This is a genomic window from Streptomyces buecherae (assembly GCF_014295035.1).
GTDB classification, from domain to species: Bacteria; Actinomycetota; Actinomycetes; order Streptomycetales; family Streptomycetaceae; genus Streptomyces; species Streptomyces youssoufiensis.
Genome location: NZ_CP060404.1, coordinates 6517692 through 6533551 on the forward strand (window position 1 = coordinate 6517692; position 15860 = coordinate 6533551).

Below are 15860 nucleotides of genomic sequence, written 5' to 3' on the forward strand. Positions count from 1 at the left end.
GCCCGTCACGCGCCGGCCCCGAGGGCGTGCGCGACCTGCGGGACGGTGAGGTAGGGCAGCGGCGCCAGCACCTTGGCGACCTGGGGCGCGAAGGCCGGCGAGGAGACGACGACCTCGGCCGTCGGCCCGTCGGCGACCACCTCGCCGTCGGCGAGGATCACCACCCGGTGCGCCAGTTCGGCGGCGAGTTCCACGTCGTGGGTGGCCAGCACGATGGCGTGGCCGTCGGCCGCGAGGGCGCGCAACACCTCCACGAGCCGGGCCTTGGCCGCGTAGTCCAGGCCCCGGGTGGGCTCGTCGAGCAGGATCAGCGGCGGGCTCGCCGTGAGGATCACGGCCAGCGCGAGCGCGAGCCGCTGCCCCTCGGACAGGTCGCGCGGGTGGGTGGCGTCGGCGACACCCGGCAGCAGCCTGGTCACCAGGGCGCGGCAGGTGCCGCGCGGCGCGTCGGCGTCGCGGTCGGCGGCCTCGCACTCGGCGGCCACCGTGTCCGCGTACAGCAGGTCGCGCGGCTCCTGCGGCACCAGGCCCACCCGGCGTAGCAGGTCGGCCGGGCGGGTGCGGTGTGGGACCGCGTCGCCGACCCGCACCGTGCCGGTCGCCGGCTCGTGCAGCCCGACGAACGCCGACAGCAGCGTGGACTTGCCGGCCCCGTTGCGGCCCATCAGGGCGACGCTCTCGCCGGGGCGCACCGCGAGGTCGACCCCGCGCAGGGCGTCGGTCCGGCCGCGGCGCACCGTCAGCCCCTCGGCCCGGCCGACGGGCGGCGCGACGGCGTCGGGCGCGGCCGGCTCGGCCGCGCCGTCCGGGGCGGGCTCCGGGGCCAGCCGGTCACGCAACGTCTTGGCCCTGCGGCGCGCGTCGCGCACCGAGAGCGGCAGCGGCGACCAGCCCGCCAGCCGGCCGAGCGCCACCACCGGCGGGTGCACCGGCGACGCGGCCATCATCGCGGCGGGCTCGCCGACCAGGGGGGCCTCGCCCGGCGCGGGCAACACGATGACCTGGTCCGCGTACTGCACGACCCGCTCCAGGCGGTGTTCGGCGAGCAGCACGGTGGTGCCCAGGTCGTGCACGAGCCGCTGCAACACGGCCAGCACCTCCTCGGCGGCGGCCGGGTCGAGCGCCGAGGTCGGCTCGTCGAGGACGAGGACCCGCGGGTGCGCGGTGAGCACCGAGCCGATGGCCACCCGCTGCTGCTGGCCGCCGGAGAGGGTGGCGATGGGCCGCTCGCGCAGCGCCGCGAGGCCCAGCAGGTCCAACGTCTCCTCGACGCGGCGGCGCATGGTGTCCGGCGGCAGCCCGAGCGACTCCATGCCGTACGCCAACTCGTCCTCGACGGTGTCGGTGACGAAGTGCGCCAGCGGGTCCTGACCCACGGTGCCGACGACGTCGGCGAGTTCGCGCGGCCGGTGGGTGCGGGTGTCGCGGCCGGCCACGGTGACCGTGCCGTGCAGCGTGCCGCCGCTGAAGTGCGGAACGAGCCCGGACACGGTGCCGAGCAGCGTGGACTTGCCGACCCCGGACGGCCCGACGAGCAGGCACAGCTCCCCCTCGTCCACGGTCAGGTCCACGCCCGTCAGGGCGGGCCCGGCGTCGTCGTCGTAGGTGACGGACACCTGGTCGAAGCGGATCACCGCTCGCTCTCCTTCGCTGGTGGTTCGGTGCTCGGGTGCGCCGCGCGGGACGCGGGCGGCGGGCCGGCCGCGTCCCGGGGCCCGGCCGCCGTGCGGCGCCGGCCGCCGCCAGGGGCGCTCACCGGGCCCCGCCCGGCCGCGTCGGACCGTACGGCCGCGCCGGAACGCCGGGCCGGGCCGGGGCGTGCGGCCGCGTCCGGCGGTACGGGGGCGACCAGTGCGGGCAGCAGCCCGAGCAGCACCGAGGCGGCCGGCCACAGCGGGAGCGTCGGCGCGGTCAGCGGGACGGCGGGCGGGTGCAGCGCGGTGGGCGCGTACGAGCCGGCCCAGATCATCAGGCCCGCCACCGCGACCCCGGACCCGGAGACCAGCCAGGCGCGGGCGCCCCACCGGTCGGGCCGGTAGCGGCTGCGCGCGGAGCGGCGCCCGCCGAGCCACAGGCCGCCGAGGGCGGCGGCCAGCCCGGCGAGCAGCACGGGCAGCGCGTAGCCCGCGCCCTCGGCGGCGAGCAGGCCGTATGTGCCGGCGCACACGCCGAGCAGGCCACCGACGCTGAGCGCCGTCGTGGTGTGCCGCACGGCGCGCGGCACCCGCGCCGTGCGCCCGTAGCCGCGGGCGTCCATCGCGGCGGCGAGCGCCACCGAGCGCTCCAACGCGCCCTCCAGGACGGGCAGCCCGACCTGCAACAGGGCCCGCAGCCCCCGGTCGGCCCGGCCGCGCAGCCGCCGGGCGGCGCGCAGCCGCTGCACGTCCGCGACCAGGTGCGGCGCGAACGTCATGGCGACGACGACGGCCACCCCCGCCTCGTACAGCGCCCCCGGCAGCGACTTGAGCAGCCGGGCCGGGTTGGCCAGCGCGTTGGCCGCGCCGACGCAGATCAGCAGCGCGGCCAGCTTCAACCCGTCGTACAGCGCGAACACCAGCCCCTCCGCCGTCACCCGACCACCGAGCCGCACGCCCTTGGCCCACTCGGGGAGCGGCACCTCCGGGAGGGTGAACAGGGTGTGCGTGCCCGGGATCGGCGAGCCGAGGAAGACCGCGAAGACCAGCCGGATGCCGATCACCACCAGGGCGATCTTGACGAACGCGCCGTACGAACGGGCCCACGGCGCCTGCGTGCGCCGCACCGCCACCACGTACCCCGCGACCGCCACCAACAGGGCCAGCAGCAGCGGGTTGGTGGTGCGGGACGCGGCGACGGCGAGCCCGAGCGCCCACACCCACCACGCACCGGCGTGCAGGGCGTCCGCCCGGGTGGCCACCGGCGCGCGGGCGGCGCGCCAGACGCGGGCCGGGCGCCCCTCGCGCGGGGCGGTGGCGCGCTCGGCGCCGCCCCGGCCCAGGGCGCGCTCGCGGGCGGCGGCGGGGGCCTCGCCGTGCGGAAGGTCGCTCATCGGGGAGTCGTCGGTGCTCATCCGCGACGGCGACGGGCCTGCCACAGCGCCGCCGCGCCCAGCGCGGCGACGGCGACGGCGCCGCCGATCAGCCCGGCCGATGGCCCGCCGTCGTCCGTGCTGTCATCCGCGCCGTCCCGCGCCGCTTCGCCCTTCGCCGGGCCGCCCTCCGCCGTCTCGCCCGGGCCGGGGGAGTCCGCCCCGTCGCCCACCTGCTCGCCGCAGCCCGCCCTGGGGTAGCCGGCGATGGCGCACAGCAGGGCGGTGGAGTCGTAACGCAGCGGCTTGGCCACCCGGGCGAGCGCGTCGGCGGCCGTGTCGTCGTCGCCGATACGCGCGCACGCCGTGCGGGAGCGGGGCGGCCGGTCGCCGCCCGGCGCATCCCGCACCGTGCCGAAGTCGAGCACCACCGCGACCCGCTTGCCGTCGCCGTCGTCGGGCGTACCGGCGCAGATCGCGGCGAAGTCGGCGGCGCCGCGTGGCCGCGCCGCGTCCCGGGTGTCCTGACTGACGGCGAACCGGAAGCCGATGGTGTCCCCGTCGCCCGGCCGCGCGGTCGCGGGCCCCTGGGTCGCGTACGTCCACTCGCCGCCGTCGCGCTCCCAGAACGACCAGTAGCGGTAGCCGTCGGCGGCGGCCGGCGCCGCGCCCCACAGGCCGAGCAGCGGGGCCGCGAGCGCGAGGGCCACCAGCGTGGCGAGCCTCCCGCGCCGCGTCCGGGGGCGGGCGGGGCGCCGCGAGCGCGCGCCGGTCGGCCGCGCCGACCGTGCCCCGCGCGCCGCCGGCGCCCCGTGGCGGGCCGACCCGGTCGCGGGCCGCTCCGTCGCCTCCCCCGCGCGCATCAGAGCCGCTGCTTCTTACGGCCGCTCAGCAGGAAGCCGATCCCGATGCCGGCCACCAGGCCCACGCCGACGACCCACCAGACGCCCGTGCCGCCCCCGTCGTCGTCCTTGTCGTCCTTCTCGCCCTTGCCGTCCTCGCCGTCCTCGCCCTCGCCGTCCGAGGAGACGGCGGCGGGGGTCGGGCCGGTGGCGTTGAGCTGCTCGACCAGGTCCGCGCCGCCGAACGCGCGCGGGTCGGCGCCGCCCGCGTGCGCGGCGAGCACCAGCTTGGCCAGCGCGCCCGGGTCGCCCTTGGCCCAGGTCAGCGCGCCGCTCTTGGACGCCTGGAGCCACTTGAGCGGGCCCTGTGCCGCGTCCTTGTGGCCGCCGGCCGCGAGCGCGATCACCGCGTCGGCGGTGCTGCCGTAGTCGGGCTGCGGCTCGGCGCCGGGCATCGCGGACGTCAGGTGCTGGTCGCCGGCGGTCAGCGTCGCCGCGAGGTACGCGGCGGCGGCGTCCGCCGTGCCCTGGCGCCCCGCCGCCTTCGCGGCGTCGCCCTTCGCCCCGTCGTCACAGGCCAGCGGCTTCGGCTCGGCATCTGACCGCTTCGCCGGCGCCACCAGGAAGCCCCGCCCCTGCGCGGCCAGCGCGCCGTCCGCGGTGGCCAGCCCGTTCGGCGACAGCTTGCCGTCCTTGTCCGGCAGGTAGCCGAACGCGCCCCGCTCGCCCTGCTTCGCGTCGCAGCCGAGCTGGAAGTTCCGCAGCGCGTCGTACGGGTTCTTGCCGCTCCGCGCGGTGACCTTGCCCGGGTCCTTGTCGGCGGCGGCGAACGCGCCGATGACCACGGCCGTGGAGTTCGGGTCGCTCGGGCTGCCCGGGTTCATGCCCCAGCCGCCGTCCTTGTTCTGGTGCCGGGTGAGCCAGTCGAGCCCCTTGGCGACGTCGGCGCCGCGCCCCTCGACGGCGGCCAGTGCCTGCACGGCGGCCCCGGTCGCGTCGCTGAACTCGCCCTTCTTCGGGTCGCACGACTTCCTGGTGTCCGGTCGGAAGGCGGGGAACCCACCGTCCGCGCACTGCTGCTGGGTCAGCCAGTCGATGGCCTCGGTGGCCGGCGTGACGCCCACCGCGTCCTGCGCGAGGAACGCCAGCGACTGCCGCCACACGGCGTCGAACTTCGGGTCCTTGGCCCCATACAGCCCCTTGGGCAGCTTCTGCGCCCCGGGCGCCGGGGCGGAGGAGGACGCCGCGGCGGACGGGGCCTCGTCGGCGCCCGCGGCGTTCGCGAGGGGTGCCGCGGCCGCGCCCACGGCGACGGCGCAGGCCAGCGCCACGGCGCCGCGGCGCGCGTGGACGGCGAAGGAGGGGGCCATGGTCGGTGCCTCTCGGTGGGTAGCGTCGCGATGTCCGTCATCGCGGCGTCGGTCGTCGCGCCGCGCAGCCGCGCACGCCGCCCTCCGCGCGCTCCGCGCGGTGGCACCGGGCTCAGCTCCGCAGACCTCGACGGGTGCCGGCGACCGGCCGGCGCCCATACGGGCCCGGCCGGCTCCGGGAGCCTGTCGCCCCGGTGCGGGTGGTCCGGCTCGCGCGCTCGCGCCACGGGGCGCGCCGCGCTCACGGTTGCGGGTCAGCGCCGGTCTTCCACCGGCTTTCCCCGACGCGGGGCGGGATGAAGTTGTCCGCCACAGCTTATCCGCCGCCCCCGCGCCCCCCGATATCAGCCGCCCCCGACCCCAACCCCGGCACCGGCCCCGACCCCGCCTCCGGGCCGCGTACGCCGTGCCTCGCCCGTACGGCATGCCCCGCACGCCGCCCCGTCGCCCGTACGGCCGCGCCAGCACGTCGGCCCCCACCGCCCGCGAGGGGAGGTGAAGGCCGACGGGGGCGTCGCTCCGGCTGGGCCGGGCGTCAGGTCAGCACCAGTGCGGGGCCGCGCCGATGTTGACGATGTAACGGGCCGCGCCCCACGCCCACTTGCCGTTGCTCAGCAGGTACCAGCGCGGGTTGCCGTCGATGTTCTGCCCGTTGACCTTGCACACGATGTTGACGACCGTGCCGTGGGGGAGGGCGCCGACGACCTTGTGCTTCTGGCTCGGGCCGCTCCGGATCAGCAGGCCCGACTTCGCGATCACGCGGCCCTTGTAGCGCGGCGCCTCGGCCTTGGTGGAGGCGTTCTTCTCCGGGGCGGCGGTGGGGGTCGCGGCGAGGGCGGGGGTGGCGGCGGTGGCGAGCGCGAGGGCGCCCGTCGCCGCCGTCACGGCGAGCTTGCTGAACGTGGACTGCAGGAACATCTGTTTCTCCAGAGAGGTGAAAGAGCGGCTCCCCAGCGGGGAGTGCGCGGAGCCAGCGAAAGAGTGCGACTGAGTGCGACGCCGGGCGTTCGGCGACGCCGGCGACCTCACCGGCGCCTCAACGGGCACCCGACAGCGACCAGGCAGATCTGATGCAAACCCACCTAACCGCCACAAAGCACGCTAAGTAGGTCACAGAAACTTCGCAACTCATCACATTCCGTAACTCCCGCCGGCCTGCCGGCCCGCCTGCACCGGCCCACACCTGTCTGCCCGCACCGGCCCCCACCGGCTCTGTCCGCACCGGCCTGCCGGCCGGCCCGCCGCTCGCCCCGTACGCCGGACCGCCCGGCGGCCGGGCCTGCCCCGTGGGCTCGCGCCCGGAACGGAGCTGGATGGGGCGGCGCCGGTACGGGGCGAATGGGAGCCGAACGGGGTCGGTTGGGGCTGAGCGGGGCCGGGCCGGGTCGGGACGGACGGGGCGTTGGGGTGGGGTGGGGCCGCCGCGTGGGGCGGCCTATCGTGCGCGGGGAATGATCACGTGCCCTCGGGGCGTACGCGGAAGGCGGGACGGCATGGCGGAGCGCTGGCAGATCGAGGTCGACCAGGGCCGGTGCATCGGCTCGGGGCTGTGCGTGGGCGAGACGCCGGACGTGTTCCGGCTGGGGGCGACCCGGCGGTCCGAGCCGATCGCGGCCGAAGTGGACGCCGGTGAGCGGGTGTTGGACGCCGCCGAGAGCTGCCCCGTGGAGGCCATAACGCTGCGGCTCGGCAGCGGCGAGCCCGTCTTCCCGCCCGTGGACTGACCCGGCGGCGACCTCCCCGGGCGCGCGGCGGGCGGGCCGGGGCGCCCGGGGTTCGCCGCGTGGGCCCGGGCCGTGATGCGGCGGCAACCGCTCAGTCCCGGCGGCGAGTTGCGGGGCGACGTATGGCGGGCCACGCCGGCGTCGTGCCGGGCGCGGCTCCAGCGGGGCGTTCCGCCCCCTCCGCCCGACCGGCGACGCCCAACCGCGCGCCGTACGCGTCGAGTTGGGCGGCGTGATCGGCGATGAGGCGCGCCCGTACATCCCCTCGGCGCCGGCGGGACGGCCCGCCGCGCCGGTGGGACGGCCCGCCGCGGCGACGCCGGTGACGCCGCGCGCCCCCGTGTGGGTCAGGCGGGGTTCGGGGGGTCGATCAGGCGGCAGACGGTCTCGATGTCGATCTTCACCTGGGCGATGGAGGCCCGCCCCGAGAGCCAGGTGATGAGCGCGGAGTGCCAGGTGTGCTCGATGACCCGGACGGCCGAGAGTTGGGCCGGGGTCGGCGTGCCGGTCAGGCCCATCGCGTCCAGGATGATGGCCGTCGTCAGCCGGGAGACCGTGTCCACCTCGGGGCTGACCGAGCGGTCGGCGAAGGTCAGGGCGCGCGCCATCGCCTCGGCGAGCTGCGGCTCGCGCTGCATGGCCCGGAAGGCCCGCATGAGCGTCTGGGCGACCCGGGCCGCGGGCTCCTCCTCGGTCGGGGGGCGCTTGCGCAGCGTCTCGTGCAGCCGCTGCAACTGGTCCTGCATCGTCGCCACCAGCAGGTGCACCTTGGACGGGAAGTAGCGGTAGAGCGTGCCGAGCGCCACCCCCGAGGTCTCGGCCACCGCGCGCATCTGGACGGCCTCGAACCCGCCCCGGCTGGCCAGTTGGGCGCTGGCGTGCAGAATCCGACGGCGGCGCGCCTCCTGCCGCTCGGTGAGCGGCGCCGAGGTCGGCTTCGAGACTGCGGTCATCTGTCCTACTTCGGTGCGGGTGCCGGTGCGTCCGCCGGACGGCTGCGAACACCGTGCATGATGACAGGGCCCACGAGGCCGCGCGAGTGCTGGAACCTGTTTCACTTTGACGCGCCTCCCGGGCTCCGGACCGCTCCGCGCCCGCCCGCCGGCGCGCGGCTCGCCGGTCGCGGCCGGCCCCCGGCAGACCGCCGCGACCACGGTTCACCCAGTGGCGCGAATCACCCGGCCCCGCCCCGGGGCGCCCTGGCGCGGCGGGTATCTTCGAGACTTCCCGCACGTTCCGATGGTGGAACTTGTTCTAAATCTCAGCGAGCGGTTACGCTCCCGCTGAACTCCGTCGAGAAGGGGGCCGCGAGTGACCGCTGAGGCCGTACAGGCGACCGGGCCCGAACCGCTCCGGGCGGCACCCCCCGCCGCCGAAGGCGCCCCGTTGCGCATCGCCCTGCTCACCTACCGGGGCGACCCGTTCTGCGGTGGCCAGGGCGTGTACGTGCGCCACCTCTCCCGCGAGCTGGCCCGGCTCGGCCACCGCGTCGAGGTGCTCGGCGCCCAGCCCTACCCCGTCCTGGACGGCGCGGACGGGCCCGACTACCCCGCGGGCGGCGGCGTCCACCTCACCAAGCTGGCCAGCCTCGACCTCTACCGGCAGCCCGACCCGTTCCGCACGCCCAGGGCGCACGAGTTCCGCGACTGGATCGACGCCCTTGAGGTCGGCACCATGTGGACCGGCGGCTTCCCCGAGCCGCTCACTTTCAGCCTCCGTGCCCGCCGCCACCTCGCGGCCCGGCGCGGCGCCTTCGACGTCGTGCACGACAACCAGACCCTCGGCTACGGCCTGCTCGGCCTGGACCGCGTCGGCTTCCCCCTGGTCACCACCATCCACCACCCGATCACGGTGGACCGCAAGCTGGAGCTGGACGCGGCCACCGACTGGCGCCGCCGCGCCTCGGTGCGCCGCTGGTACGCCTTCAGCCGGATGCAGAAGCGCGTCGCCAAGCGGCTGCCGACGGTGCTCACCGTCTCCGGCTCCTCCCGCCAGGAGATCGTCGCCGACCTCGGCGTCTCCCCGCGCCGCGTGCACGTGGTGCCCATCGGCGCCGACGCCACCCTCTTCTCGCCCGACCCCGCCGTCCCCCAGATCCCCGGCCGCATCGTCACCACCTCCAGCGCCGACGTGCCGCTCAAGGGCCTCGTCTACCTGATCGAGGCGCTCGCCAAGCTGCGTACCGAACAGCCCACCGCCCACCTGGTCGTGGTCGGCAAGCGCGCGGACGACGGGCCGGTGGCCGCGGCCATCGAGCGGTACGGGCTCGCGGACGCCGTCCAGTTCGTCAAGGGCATCAGCGACGCGGAGCTGGTCGACCTGGTCCGGGGGGCGCAGGTGGCGTGCGTGCCCTCGCTCTACGAGGGGTTCTCGCTGCCCGCCGCCGAGGCCATGGCCACCGGCACCCCGCTGGTGGCCACCACCGGCGGCGCCATCCCCGAGGTGGCGGGCCCGGACGGCGAGACCTGCCTCGCGGTGCCGCCCGGCGACGCGGGCGCGCTCGCCCAGGCCATCGGCCGGCTCCTGGACGACCCCGCGCTGCGGGCCCGGCTCGGCGCGGCCGGGCGGGAGCGCGTGCTGCGCCGGTTCACCTGGGAGCAGGCCGCGCGCGGCACCGTCGAGCACTACCGCGAGGCCATCCGCGTGCGGGCCGCCGCCGCCCGGCGCCGCTGACCCGCCCGCCCCGTACCCGCCGCACCACCTCGCCCGCCGAGCCCGCCCCCGATCCCCGCGGCCCGCAACCCCGCCCGCCGCCGCCCCGCACCGCCTCCCCGCCCCGGCGCCCCCGCCGGTCTCCGGGAGGTGCCCCCACCGCCTGATGGAAAGAGAGGGCAGACCCCCGTGCTGACCGTCGACTTCTCCCGCTTCCCGCTCGCCGCAGGCGACCGGGTCCTCGACCTCGGCTGCGGCGCGGGCCGGCACGCCTTCGAGTGCTACCGGCGCGGCGCGCACGTCGTCGCGCTGGACCGCAACGGTGAGGAGATCCGCGAGGTCGCCCGGTGGTTCGCCGCCATGCGGGAGGCGGGGGAGGCGCCCGCGACGGCCACCGCCACCGCCCTGGAGGGCGACGCGCTCGCGCTGCCCTTCCCCGACGACAGCTTCGACGTCGTGATCATCTCCGAGGTCATGGAGCACATCCCCGACGACAAGGGCGTGCTCGCCGAGATGGTGCGGGTGCTGCGCCCGGGCGGCCGGATAGCGGTCACCGTCCCCCGGTACGGCCCGGAGAAGGTCTGCTGGGCCCTCTCGGACGCCTACCACGAGGTCGAGGGCGGCCACATCCGCATCTACCGCGCCGACGAACTGCTCGACAAGCTCCGCGAGGCCGGCCTGCGACCGTACGGCACCCACCACGCGCACGGCCTGCACAGCCCGTACTGGTGGCTCAAGTGCGCGTTCGGCGTGGACAACGACAAGGCGCTGCCGGTCCGCGCGTACCACAAGCTGCTCGTCTGGGACATCATGAAGAAGCCACTGGCCACCCGGGTCGCCGAGAGCGCGCTCAACCCGCTCATCGGCAAGAGCTTCGTGGCGTACGCGACGAAGCCGCACGCCCCCGCGCGGCCGCTGCCCGACCCCGCGCCGGACGCCCCCGCCACCGCCCAGGCCCCCGCCCGCGCCGCGGCCGAGGAGCGGGCGTGACCGTCGCGGGCCGCGGGCCTGGGCGTACCGAACGCCTGGTGCTGCCCGGCGTGTTGACCGCGGAACAGGCCGCCGAGACCGTCGCCGGCATCCTCGCCGTACAGCGCGCGGACGGCGCCATCCCCTGGTTCCGCGGGCACCACCTCGACCCGTGGGACCACACCGAGGCCGCCATGGCGCTGGACGCCGCCGGCGAACACGAGCGCGCCGAGGCCGCCTACCGCTGGCTGGCCCGGCACCAGAACTCCGACGGCTCCTGGTACGCGGCCTACCCCGACACCCCCGACGGCGTGGCCGCCGACCGGCCCACCGACCGAGGCAAGGAGACCAACTTCTGCGCCTACGTCGCCGTCGGCACCTGGCACCACTACCTGGCCACCGGCGACGAGACCTTCCTCGACCAGCTCTGGCCCACCGTCTACGCGGCCATCGAGTTCGTCCTCGGCCTCCAGCAGCCCGGCGGCCAGATCGGCTGGAAGCGCGCCGCGCCCGACGACGGCGGCGCCCTGGTCACCGACGCGCTGCTGACCGGCTGCTCCTCGATCCACCACGCCCTGCGCTGCGCCCTGGCCATCGCCGAGCACCGCGAGGACCCGCAGCCCGACTGGGAGTTGGCGCTCGGCTGGCTCCGGCACGCCATCCAGCACCACCCCGAGCGGTTCCTCGACAAGAGCCGCTACTCCATGGACTGGTACTACCCGGTTCTCGGCGGGGCGGTGACCGGCGCCGCCGCCAAGGAGCGCATCGCGAGCGGCTGGGACCGCTTCGTCGTCCCCGACTACGGCGTGCGCTGCGTGTCCCCCAACGCCTGGGTCACCGGCGGCGAGAGCTGCGAACTGGCCCTCGCGCTCTGGGCCATGGGCGAGAGCGACCACGCGGTGCGGGTGCTGCGCTCCATCCAGCACCTGCGCGCCGCCGACGGCCTGTACTGGACCGGCTACGTCTTCGACGACGACGCCGTCTGGCCGCGCGAGCTGACCAGTTGGACCGCGGGCTCGCTGCTCCTCGCGGTGGCCGCGCTCGGCGGCGACGAGCCCACCGTGCGGATCTTCGGCGGCGAGCGGCTGCCCACCGGGCTCGCCCCTGACTGCTGCTGACCCCGCCGGGACCGCCCCGGCCGCGCGCCGCTGGGCGACGCGCGGCCGGCGGGTCCGCGGTCACGGTCACCGCCGTCTCGACCGGCCCCGGCCGGGGCGGAAATACCGAGGCGGGCCGCGCGGGCCGGCCATACGGTAAGCCCATGACCGACCTTGGATACGACCGCTACCGTGCCGCGTTGGCCACGGAGAGCGAACTGCTGCGCGCGGCCGTCGCCGACGCCGACCTGTCGACGCGCGTACCCACCTGCCCCGACTGGACCCTGGCCGACCTGCTGCGCCACGTCGGTCGGGCCCACCGCTGGGCCGAGTCCCTGATCGTCGCGCGCGCGACGGAGTACGTGGAGGACGAGCGGCCCGCGTCGGCCGGCCCCGACGGGAGCGACCCGCGCGCCATGGACGCCTGGCTGGCCGAGGGGGCCGCGATGCTCGACACGGCGCTCGCCGAGGCGGGCCCCGCCGCCCCCGTGTGGACCTGGGGCCAGGAGCAGAGCCCGGCGTTCTGGGCGCGCCGCATGACGCACGAGACGGTCATCCACCGCGCGGACGCGGTCTCCGCCACGGGCACGGAGTACGCCGTGGCCCCGGACGTCGCGGCGGACGCCGTCGACGAGTGGTTGGAGATCGTCGGCAACCCGATGGCCGCCCACTTCAACCCCAAGCTCGCCGAGTTGCGGGGCACCGGCCAGGCCATCGGACTGCGGGCCACGGACACCTCGCCGGAGTCGGCCGGCCACTGGACCATCGAACTGACCCCGGAGGGCGTGCGCTGGGACCGTACCGAGGGCACCACCGAGGTCACCGCCAGCGGCGCCCTCACCGACCTGGTGCTCCTCTTCTACCGCCGGCTGCCCCGGGACACCGACCGCGTGCGGCTGACCGGCGACCGCGCGCTGCTGGACTTCTGGCTGGACCGGGCCAGCTTCGAGTGACCGCCGCGCGCCGGCCCGCGGCCGGCGCCGGGCACGGCGACGGCCCCCCGTCCACGAGGGACGAGGGGCCGTGACGCCGCGAACGGCCGGCTGGATCAGCTCAGCCGCGCTGGATGCCCGTGGTGTCCTGCAGCACGCCGCGACGGCCGTCCTGCGTCTGCGCCACGAGCGCCTGCCCGCGCTGCTCCACCGCCAGGTACCAGGTGCCCGGCGCCAGCTCGGCGATCGGCGTCGCCGAACCGTCCTCGGCGTAGAGCGGACGCGCCACCGGAACGGCGAACCAGAACGGGGCGAACTCCCCGGCACCGGCGCCCGCCGCGGCCGGCGCCGCGCTCGCGCCACCCGGCTGCCCGCCGTACGAGGGCTGGCCACCGGCCGGCGCGCCGTACGGGGACGGGGCACCCGGCTGCTGACCGCTCGGGTATCCGTAGCCACCGGCCGGCTGGCCGACCTGACCCGGCTGGCCGCCGTAGGGGGAGGGGGCGGGCTGCGGCGAGGCCGCGCCCATGAGCGGGGCCTTGAGGGCGGGCACGCGCGGACCGGCCAGGACGGCGCCGGCCAGCAGCAGCAGGGCGATGAAGCCCAGGATCTGGCCCACGCCCTTCTCCATGCCGTCCGGGTGGCTGAAGAGCATCGTCCAGGTGGAGGTGAACGCCGCGGCCACCGCGAGCGCCGTCCCCCACTGCTCCAGCGTCAGGCCGACCAGGTTGCGCTGCGGCAGCAGGTGCGACAGGACGACGAGAGCCGCCCCGACCACACCGAGGATGAAGATGCCGGCCGTGTTGGAGGCGAAGTCGGAGCTCCAGCCGTTCCACGACGAGCACTGCGACGACGGCACGCCCGACGGGCATTCGATGGCAAGGAAATCGAGGAACGAGGCGACGAACAGCAAAACCGCTGCTCCGATCACCACGCCATCGCCTCGAGTGAGGGAGCGGATGTTCACGTAAGGTCCTCTATCGGTCTCGTCTGTTTTCGTCGCTGTCGCCGGACGCGAAGTGCGAGGGCGCGGGGGTGGCCCCCCATCGTACGGGTGAATCTATCGCCGGAACGGCCGGGTGCGCCCCTTCGGGAGCGACCGTTACGGCTGCTCAACCCGGCCGTTATCGCTTCCCACGCAAGAAGTCCGTAATGCCGTCGGCAATACCACGCGCGGCCCGCTGTCTCCAGCGCGCATCGGTCAACAACGCCGCATCCTTCGAGTCGCGCATATTGCCACACTCGATGAACACCTTGGGAACCGTGGAGAGATTGAGTCCGCCCAAATCGTCGCGGACCGTCAAGCCCTCGCCGCCACCCAGGTAGTTGGCGGGAGCGCTCCCGGTGGCCTCGGTGAAGCGGCGCACCAGCGAATCGCCCAGGTGGCGCGAGGGGCCGGCGATGGCCGACGTGTCGGCCTCGCCGCCGCGCACCGACGCGGGCAAGATCACATGGAAGCCGCGCTGGCCGGCGCCCGCCCCGTCCGCGTGGACGGAGACGGCCGCGTCCGCGCGCGCCGTGTTGCCGATCGCCGCCCGCTCGTCCACGCACGGCCCGTAGGGACGGTCGTCGTCCTGGGTGAGCTTCACGGTCGCGCCGCGCTCGCGCAGCAGCGTGCGCACCCGCCGCGCCACGTCGAGCGTGAAGGCGGCCTCGGCGTACCCCGCGTTGGTCGCGGCACCCGTGGTGTCGCACTCCTTGCGGTGGGTGCCGACGTCGACCAGCCGGGCGATCTCGGCGGTGTGGTCCCGGTTGCGCGGGTTGTGCCCCGGATCGACGACCACGACCTTGCCCCGCAGGGCCCGTTCGTCGGACGTGCGCCCCGGCGCCGGGGGCCGGCCCGAGCCGGCGGTGTCCCCCCGCCGCCCGTCGTCCCGCGTCGCGGACGGCCCGGCCGACAGGGGCGGTGGGCCCGGCGCGCCGGTCGCCTCCGCGTCGCCCTCGTCCATGGAGCGCCACACGAGCCAGCCCGCGAAGCAGACCGGCGCGAGCACGGCCAGCACGATGACGAGGGTGCCGCCGAGCCGGCGCGGGGTGGGGGGAAAGCTGCCGTTCGACACGCGGGCGATCGTAGTGCGCCGCGCGCCGGCCAGTGCGCTCCGGGGCGCGTTCCCGTGGCCCGCCGCCGCAGGACGGCGCGCGAGCGGGCGTGCGAGTGCGGCGTAAGCGGGACGTAGGCGGCAGGGCGTACGAGACGGGCGGTACGCGGCGCGACGGCCGATACGCCGCGGAGCGGAACAGGGGGCGGCGGGGCGTCAGACGCCCGGGGCCGTACGGCGCAGGACGCGGAGCGAGCCGGTGTCGGAGACCTCGGTGAACGCGCCCGACTCCAGTGCCCGCCGGTAGACGCGGTACGGGGCCTGGCCGCCGTCGGCCGGGTCCGGGAACACGTCGTGGATCACGAGCAGCCCGCCCTGCGCGAGGTGCGGCGCCCAGCCCGCGTAGTCGCCGCTCGCGTGCTCGTCGGTGTGCCCGCCGTCGATGAACACCAGGCCGAGCCGGCCACCCCACACCGCGGCGACCCGCGGCGACTTCCCCACCACCGCGATCACGTGCCCTTCGAGCCCGGCCGCGTGCAGCGTGCGGCGGAAGGTGGGCAACGTGTCCATCAGGCCCACCCGCGGGTCGACCAGCGACGGGTCGTGGTACTCCCATCCCGGCTGCTGCTCCTCCGAGCCGCGGTGGTGGTCGACCGTGACGACCACGGTGCCCGCCTCGCGCGCGGCGGCGGCCAACAGGATCGTGGAGCGTCCGCAGTACGTGCCGACCTCAAGCAGCGGTAGCCCACGCGCGCCCGCCTCCTGTGCCGCCTCGTACAGGGCCAGTCCCTCGTCGAGCGGCATGAATCCCTTGGCCGCCTCGAAAGCGGCGACGATCTCCGGCTTGGGCGACATGGTCGGTTCCTCTGCTCTCTGACGATCTCTGGGTGCTCCCGGCCACGCGGTGTGGCCGGTTGTCGGGCGGGGGTATGAAATTTTCCGCGATGTGCGGCCATTCCGGGACTTAAGGCGTCCCTTTCGCTCCCCGGAACGCTGCCCGGGGGCCGTACACCGCAATTCCCGAACGGTCGGATTTCCCACCGCATTTCGGCCCGGATTTCCCGCCGCGATACGGGCCACGGTCCACCGCTCGGACCGCGCCGCACGGGATCGCCGCACCGCCCGCGCCGCGCCCCGGCGCGGGCGCCCGCGCGCGCCCCGCCGCCCGGACCGGCCGGCCGTTCATCGTGCCCCATGCGCCGGCCCCGCGCACGCGCGGGGTGACGCC

Annotated in this window: 14 protein-coding genes; 5 read left to right on the plus strand and 9 right to left on the minus strand. The window is 76.2% G+C overall.

The genetic code is table 11. The features are described 5' to 3' along the window. Positions 1–5: 5 nt before the first annotated feature. The 5 genes from H7H31_RS25880 to H7H31_RS25900 all read right to left on the minus strand — a co-directional run bounded on the left by H7H31_RS25880 (position 6) and on the right by H7H31_RS25900 (position 6137). Positions 6–1634 (minus strand): ABC transporter ATP-binding protein, encoded by a 1629-nt coding sequence (locus H7H31_RS25880; RefSeq protein ID WP_187061336.1) that lies wholly within the window; start codon positions 1632–1634, stop codon positions 6–8. Further along, a complete protein-coding gene (locus tag H7H31_RS25885) occupies positions 1631–3028 on the minus strand; it encodes an energy-coupling factor transporter transmembrane component T (protein WP_187061337.1) in 1398 nt (465 codons plus the stop codon). Before H7H31_RS25885 ends, H7H31_RS25880 begins: the two co-directional genes overlap by 4 nt. A gap of 17 nt (positions 3029–3045) precedes the next feature. Then, entirely contained in the window at positions 3046–3717 is a 672-nt protein-coding gene (locus H7H31_RS25890; RefSeq protein ID WP_308284234.1) for an SCO2322 family protein, read from the minus strand. Between the two features lie 152 nt (positions 3718–3869). Beyond that, on the minus strand, positions 3870–5219 hold the full coding sequence (locus tag H7H31_RS25895; RefSeq protein ID WP_187061338.1) for a prenyltransferase/squalene oxidase repeat-containing protein: 1350 nt from the start codon (positions 5217–5219) through the stop codon (positions 3870–3872). A 540-nt stretch (positions 5220–5759) separates the two neighbouring features. Next, the gene (locus H7H31_RS25900; RefSeq protein WP_187118098.1) at positions 5760–6137 is read right to left on the minus strand and encodes an SH3 domain-containing protein; all 378 of its coding nucleotides are present in this window, start codon (positions 6135–6137) and stop codon (positions 5760–5762) included. A 575-nt stretch (positions 6138–6712) separates the two neighbouring features. On the opposite strand from H7H31_RS25900, the gene H7H31_RS25905 reads away from it, so the two are divergent. Continuing rightward, complete coding sequence (locus H7H31_RS25905; RefSeq protein ID WP_187059877.1) at positions 6713–6943, plus strand: ferredoxin; 231 nt, start codon at positions 6713–6715, stop codon at positions 6941–6943. A gap of 347 nt (positions 6944–7290) precedes the next feature. On the opposite strand, the gene H7H31_RS25910 is transcribed toward H7H31_RS25905, so the two are convergent. Next, the gene (locus tag H7H31_RS25910; protein WP_187059878.1) at positions 7291–7896 is read right to left on the minus strand and encodes a TetR family transcriptional regulator; all 606 of its coding nucleotides are present in this window, start codon (positions 7894–7896) and stop codon (positions 7291–7293) included. Positions 7897–8254: 358 nt separating this feature from the next. On the opposite strand from H7H31_RS25910, the gene H7H31_RS25915 reads away from it, so the two are divergent. The 4 genes from H7H31_RS25915 to H7H31_RS25930 all read left to right on the plus strand — a co-directional run bounded on the left by H7H31_RS25915 (position 8255) and on the right by H7H31_RS25930 (position 12614). Beyond that, positions 8255–9616, plus strand: coding sequence for a glycosyltransferase family 4 protein (locus H7H31_RS25915; RefSeq protein ID WP_187059879.1), 1362 nt, complete (start codon positions 8255–8257; stop codon positions 9614–9616). A 168-nt stretch (positions 9617–9784) separates the two neighbouring features. Continuing rightward, positions 9785–10585, plus strand: a complete 801-nt coding sequence (locus H7H31_RS25920) for a class I SAM-dependent methyltransferase (protein ID WP_187118099.1) — start codon at positions 9785–9787, stop codon at positions 10583–10585. After that, a complete protein-coding gene (locus tag H7H31_RS25925; protein ID WP_187062032.1) occupies positions 10582–11682 on the plus strand; it encodes a prenyltransferase/squalene oxidase repeat-containing protein in 1101 nt (366 codons plus the stop codon). Before H7H31_RS25920 ends, H7H31_RS25925 begins: the two co-directional genes overlap by 4 nt. A gap of 143 nt (positions 11683–11825) precedes the next feature. Next, positions 11826–12614 carry a maleylpyruvate isomerase N-terminal domain-containing protein gene (locus H7H31_RS25930; RefSeq protein ID WP_187062033.1) on the plus strand — a complete coding sequence of 263 codons (789 nt, stop codon included), beginning with the start codon at positions 11826–11828 and terminating at the stop codon, positions 12612–12614. Positions 12615–12714: 100 nt separating this feature from the next. On the opposite strand, the gene H7H31_RS25935 is transcribed toward H7H31_RS25930, so the two are convergent. From H7H31_RS25935 to H7H31_RS25945, 3 genes are all read right to left on the minus strand, one after another. Beyond that, positions 12715–13560 (minus strand): hypothetical protein, encoded by an 846-nt coding sequence (locus H7H31_RS25935; protein ID WP_187062034.1) that lies wholly within the window; start codon positions 13558–13560, stop codon positions 12715–12717. Positions 13561–13717: 157 nt separating this feature from the next. After that, positions 13718–14653, minus strand: coding sequence for an N-acetylmuramoyl-L-alanine amidase (locus H7H31_RS25940; protein WP_187062035.1), 936 nt, complete (start codon positions 14651–14653; stop codon positions 13718–13720). A gap of 195 nt (positions 14654–14848) precedes the next feature. Then, entirely contained in the window at positions 14849–15487 is a 639-nt protein-coding gene (locus H7H31_RS25945) for a class I SAM-dependent methyltransferase (protein ID WP_187062036.1), read from the minus strand. Positions 15488–15860: the final 373 nt, after the last annotated feature.

Bases quoted from the DNA above. Each gene is read 5' to 3' on its own strand.
- H7H31_RS25900 (WP_187118098.1), bottom strand. From the start codon at position 6,137: ATGTTCCTGCAGTCCACGTTCAGCAAGCTCGCCGTGACGGCGGCGACG.
- H7H31_RS25905 (WP_187059877.1), top strand. From the start codon at position 6,713: ATGGCGGAGCGCTGGCAGATCGAGGTCGACCAGGGCCGGTGCATCGGC.
- H7H31_RS25945 (WP_187062036.1), bottom strand. From the start codon at position 15,487: ATGTCGCCCAAGCCGGAGATCGTCGCCGCTTTCGAGGCGGCCAAGGGA.
- H7H31_RS25885 (WP_187061337.1), bottom strand. From the start codon at position 3,028: ATGAGCGACCTTCCGCACGGCGAGGCCCCCGCCGCCGCCCGCGAGCGC.
- H7H31_RS25910 (WP_187059878.1), bottom strand. From the start codon at position 7,896: ATGACCGCAGTCTCGAAGCCGACCTCGGCGCCGCTCACCGAGCGGCAG.
- H7H31_RS25895 (WP_187061338.1), bottom strand. From the start codon at position 5,219: ATGGCCCCCTCCTTCGCCGTCCACGCGCGCCGCGGCGCCGTGGCGCTG.
- H7H31_RS25930 (WP_187062033.1), top strand. From the start codon at position 11,826: ATGACCGACCTTGGATACGACCGCTACCGTGCCGCGTTGGCCACGGAG.